Source organism: Providencia sp. PROV032 (assembly GCF_028484875.1).
GTDB lineage: Bacteria > Pseudomonadota > Gammaproteobacteria > Enterobacterales > Enterobacteriaceae > Providencia > Providencia rettgeri_E.
This window is the reverse complement of the sequence record NZ_JAMPSX010000060.1, coordinates 1-3,751: the sequence shown is the minus strand read 5'-3', so window position 1 is coordinate 3,751 and position 3,751 is coordinate 1. Positions and strand designations below refer to the sequence as shown.

At 40.5% G+C, this 3,751-nt stretch carries 4 protein-coding genes; 1 reads left to right on the top strand and 3 read right to left on the bottom strand.

Annotated elements, in window-relative coordinates; translation table 11 throughout:
- Positions 1 to 9: 9 nt before the first annotated feature.
- The 3 genes from fre to pepE all read right to left on the bottom strand — a co-directional run bounded on the left by fre (position 10) and on the right by pepE (position 3,035).
- Positions 10 to 711, bottom strand: coding sequence for an NAD(P)H-flavin reductase (gene fre / locus PSF42_RS20510; protein WP_140172658.1), 702 nt, complete (start codon positions 709 to 711; stop codon positions 10 to 12).
- A 10-nt stretch (positions 712 to 721) separates the two neighbouring features.
- Complete coding sequence (gene ubiD / locus PSF42_RS20505) at positions 722 to 2,197, bottom strand: 4-hydroxy-3-polyprenylbenzoate decarboxylase (protein ID WP_125892768.1); 1,476 nt, start codon at positions 2,195 to 2,197, stop codon at positions 722 to 724.
- A gap of 112 nt (positions 2,198 to 2,309) precedes the next feature.
- Positions 2,310 to 3,035, bottom strand: coding sequence for a dipeptidase PepE (pepE, locus tag PSF42_RS20500; RefSeq protein WP_125892770.1), 726 nt, complete (start codon positions 3,033 to 3,035; stop codon positions 2,310 to 2,312).
- A gap of 163 nt (positions 3,036 to 3,198) precedes the next feature.
- Between pepE and rfaH the strand changes: the two genes are divergently transcribed.
- On the top strand, positions 3,199 to 3,693 hold the full coding sequence (gene rfaH / locus PSF42_RS20495; RefSeq protein WP_125892772.1) for a transcription/translation regulatory transformer protein RfaH: 495 nt from the start codon (positions 3,199 to 3,201) through the stop codon (positions 3,691 to 3,693).
- Positions 3,694 to 3,751: the final 58 nt, after the last annotated feature.

Here is a 3,751-nt window from a genome sequence, read left to right as displayed (position 1 = left end):
TAGGACGGGTTAAATGAATTCGTAAGCATCACCAAATAACTGCTCCGATTTAGCTCCGCGTTCATTACAAAACCGTTCTCTGGCTATTTTGGCCATTTCAAAACGACCTGCAATATAGATATCATGGCTTGATAAGTCACCAAAATCCTCAAGCACTGCACTAAGAACCGTTCCTGTCCTTCCTCGCCATAGTTCATCTGGCTGTTCTACAACAGGGGTGATCTTTAAATTAGGATAACTTTCACTAAGCGCCTGTAGTTCACCAAGATCATATAAGTGCTCCAATTGACGACCGCCCCAATAGAACGTTATGTCACGATTTGGGTTTTCAGCTAATGCCGCTAGCAATACAGAGTGGGTATAGGAAAAACCAGTTCCACCTGCAATTAAAATCATTGCGTTACTGCTATTTTCCCGAAACCAAGCTTTACCGTGAGGAATGTCAATATTTATACGTTTTTGATCCAAAATTCGATCCATTACAGCCATTGCGTATAAATTAATCTCAGAAGCACCAATATGTAATTCAATCGTTTCTTTATTATTTGGGGTAGAAGCCATTGAGAATGGTCGTTTGTCACGCTCATCCATCACGACCATCAAATATTGGCCTGCTTTAAAATGAAAAGGACCATCTGGCAACAAAATCACCCGATAAACCGTATCCGTGATAGATTCAACAGATGTTACTTTACAGCTTAAAGTTGCCATGGTTTCCCTCTTATTTTTTATCAAAAATATTTAATTGTTCCCAAATATCATCAATGCGAGATTTAACGCTCTCTGTCATTACGATAGGACGCCCCCACTCACGATCTGTCTCACCTGGCCATTTATTGGTAGCATCAAGCCCCATTTTTGAACCTAACCCTGAGACAGGAGAAGCGAAGTCGAGATAATCTATGGGTGTGTTTTCCATCATCACCGTGTCACGAGCTGGGTCCATTCGTGTGGTAATTGCCCAGATAACATCTTTCCAATCTCGTGCATTAATATCATCATCACAAACAATAACAAATTTAGTGTACATGAATTGGCGCAGGTATGACCAGACCCCCATCATGACCCTTTTGGCATGTCCTGCATATTGTTTTTTCATTGTCACTACAGCAAGACGGTATGAACATCCTTCTGGTGGAAGATAAAAATCAACAATTTCAGGAAATTGCTTTTGAAGAATAGGGACAAGGACCTCGTTTAACGCTTCGCCTAATACTGCAGGCTCATCGGGTGGTCTTCCTGTATAAGTTGAGTGATAAATTGCATCGCGGCGTTGAGTCACATGAGTCACGGTAAATACAGGGAAAGTATCGATTTCATTATAGTAACCAGTATGGTCACCATAAGGGCCTTCAGGGGCCATTTCGCCCGGCTCAATATACCCTTCTAAAATAATTTCGGCGCCTGCGGGAACTTCGAGGTCATTCGATATGCATTTAACAACCTCAGTCTTATTACCGCGCAGTAACCCCGCAAAAGCATATTCTGATAATGTGTCCGGGACTGGTGTGACCGCGCCTAAAATGGTTGCGGGGTCTGCGCCAAGTGCGACAGCAACAGGAAATTTTTCGCCTGGATGAGCTTGGCACCATTCTTGAAAATCCAAAGCACCACCGCGATGGGATAGCCAACGCATAATGACTTTATTTTTTCCAAGAACTTGCTGACGATAAATACCTAAATTTTGCCTTTCTTTATGAGGGCCTTTAGTGACTGTCAGCCCCCATGTAATTAAAGGCGCTGCGTCTTCTGGCCAACAATGCATAACAGGGATCTTTGTCAGATCGACGTCTTCACCGGCCCAAATTTGTTCCTGACAGGCAGCCGAACTTAACCGTTTAGCTGGCATATTCAGAACTTGTTTAAATTTTGGAAGCTTATCAAAGAGGTCACGGAAACCTTTTGGAGGATCAGGTTCTTTTAGGAAGGCAAGTAATTTGCCTACATCATGTAAGGCTTTTATGTCCTCCTGCCCCATTCCCATTGCAACACGTTTAGTTGTGCCAAACAGGTTACATAAGACAGGCATGTTATAACCTTTGGGATTTTCAAATAATAGGGCCGGTCCCCCTGCTCTTAGTGTGCGATCTGCAATTTCAGTCATTTCCAAATAGGGGTCGACTTCCATTGTAATACGTTTTAACTCGCCTTGTTTTTCAAGTTGCGAGATGAAATCTCTAAGGTCACGGTATTTCATTATCTTCTTTTACTGTTACAGAGGGAGTCTCATTATAAGACGTCCGGCCAAGGTTACAAGTTACTGCCTAAAACACTTTAAAATCAATCTTTTTCTGGCTTAGTATACCATTTTACTGGCAATCAAAAGGCACTAATTTTTCTAATAGTACTGTATTAAATTGTTCTGAGAATGTTTTATTATGCTGAAATAGTTTAAAACCTTCATCTTTTCCGCTGAAATAGTGAAGCTCATTACCTTTAATTTGTAACCCACTTCCCTCCCTGAGTGCAACAACAACTTCATGAGGATTAATCACACAAAACTCTTGTAATCGCTCATCACGAGTTTCGCCCATATGGCCAGAAATATGGGCATCAATATAGTGGGGGTTAATTTGTAATGGAAATAACCCTAGAGAAGGCATAATAGCTGCATTGCTAACAGGCATATCATTCGTAGTACGAATACTTGGCGTCGCTACATTACATCCCGCGCTCCAGCCGATATAAGGTACACCACGCTCACGAACCGCACGTTGAATAGCAACGATCAGCCCATTTTCATGTAGGCATTTATTCAGCCACCAAGTATTACCGCCACTGACAAGAATACATTCAGCTTGCTCAATCGCTTCTACAGGGCTAGAAAAGTGCTCAATAGTCGTGACTTTTATTCCCAACGCTTCCGAAAGTTGTTCAGCTCTCTCATCATGTGAACCTCGAAGAACCGCATAAGGAACCAAAACTGCTGACTTTATGTTTTTACGAACAATCATTTCTTTGATTCGAGGTAAGGCGTAGCTAAGCCATACAGGGTTGCCTGGTAGCTTACCGTTACTCAACAAAAAGATATCCATTATGTCTCCTACTGATTTAGTTTTTGCACTACAGTTATCATAAGAATATATTGATTAATATAGACCTAAGTGTATCAATAATATGGTGCCATTATTCATTAGTCACATTGTTATGTCGTAATTTGTTATCATAAACATAGTTTTGTCAGATGGAATTCAAAAAATGGAAAAATGGTATTTGCTTTATTGCAAACGAGGCCAAATTGAGCGTGCTCTGGAGCATTTAAACCGACAGAATGTTATTTGTATGACCCCCATGACCGAAATGGAAAAAGTGGTTAGAGGGAAAAGAATGACTGTGCAAGAAGCGCTGTTCCCAAATTACTTATTTGTGAAATTTGATCACAATGAAATTCATACAACAACAATCCAATCAACAAGAGGGGTAAGCCATTTTATTCGTTTTGGCCAATTGCCAGTAGAAGTCCCCGAAAAAATTATTGAGCTGTTACAACAAGCTCCCATTAGTCATACCGTTGCACCAGATATGCCAAAGCATGGTGATCAGGTTACCATTACGGAGGGTATTTTTGCGGGTGTACAAGCTATTTTTGATGAGCCTAATGGTGAGTATCGCTCTATTCTTTTACTGAATATTTTAAATAAAAGTGTACCTAAAGTGCTTGATAATACACAATTTAAAAAAAATACAGATTAAATATTTCAAGCGTTCAAGCAATAAAAAAGCCCTATCTAGAGGGCTTTTCATCATTTTA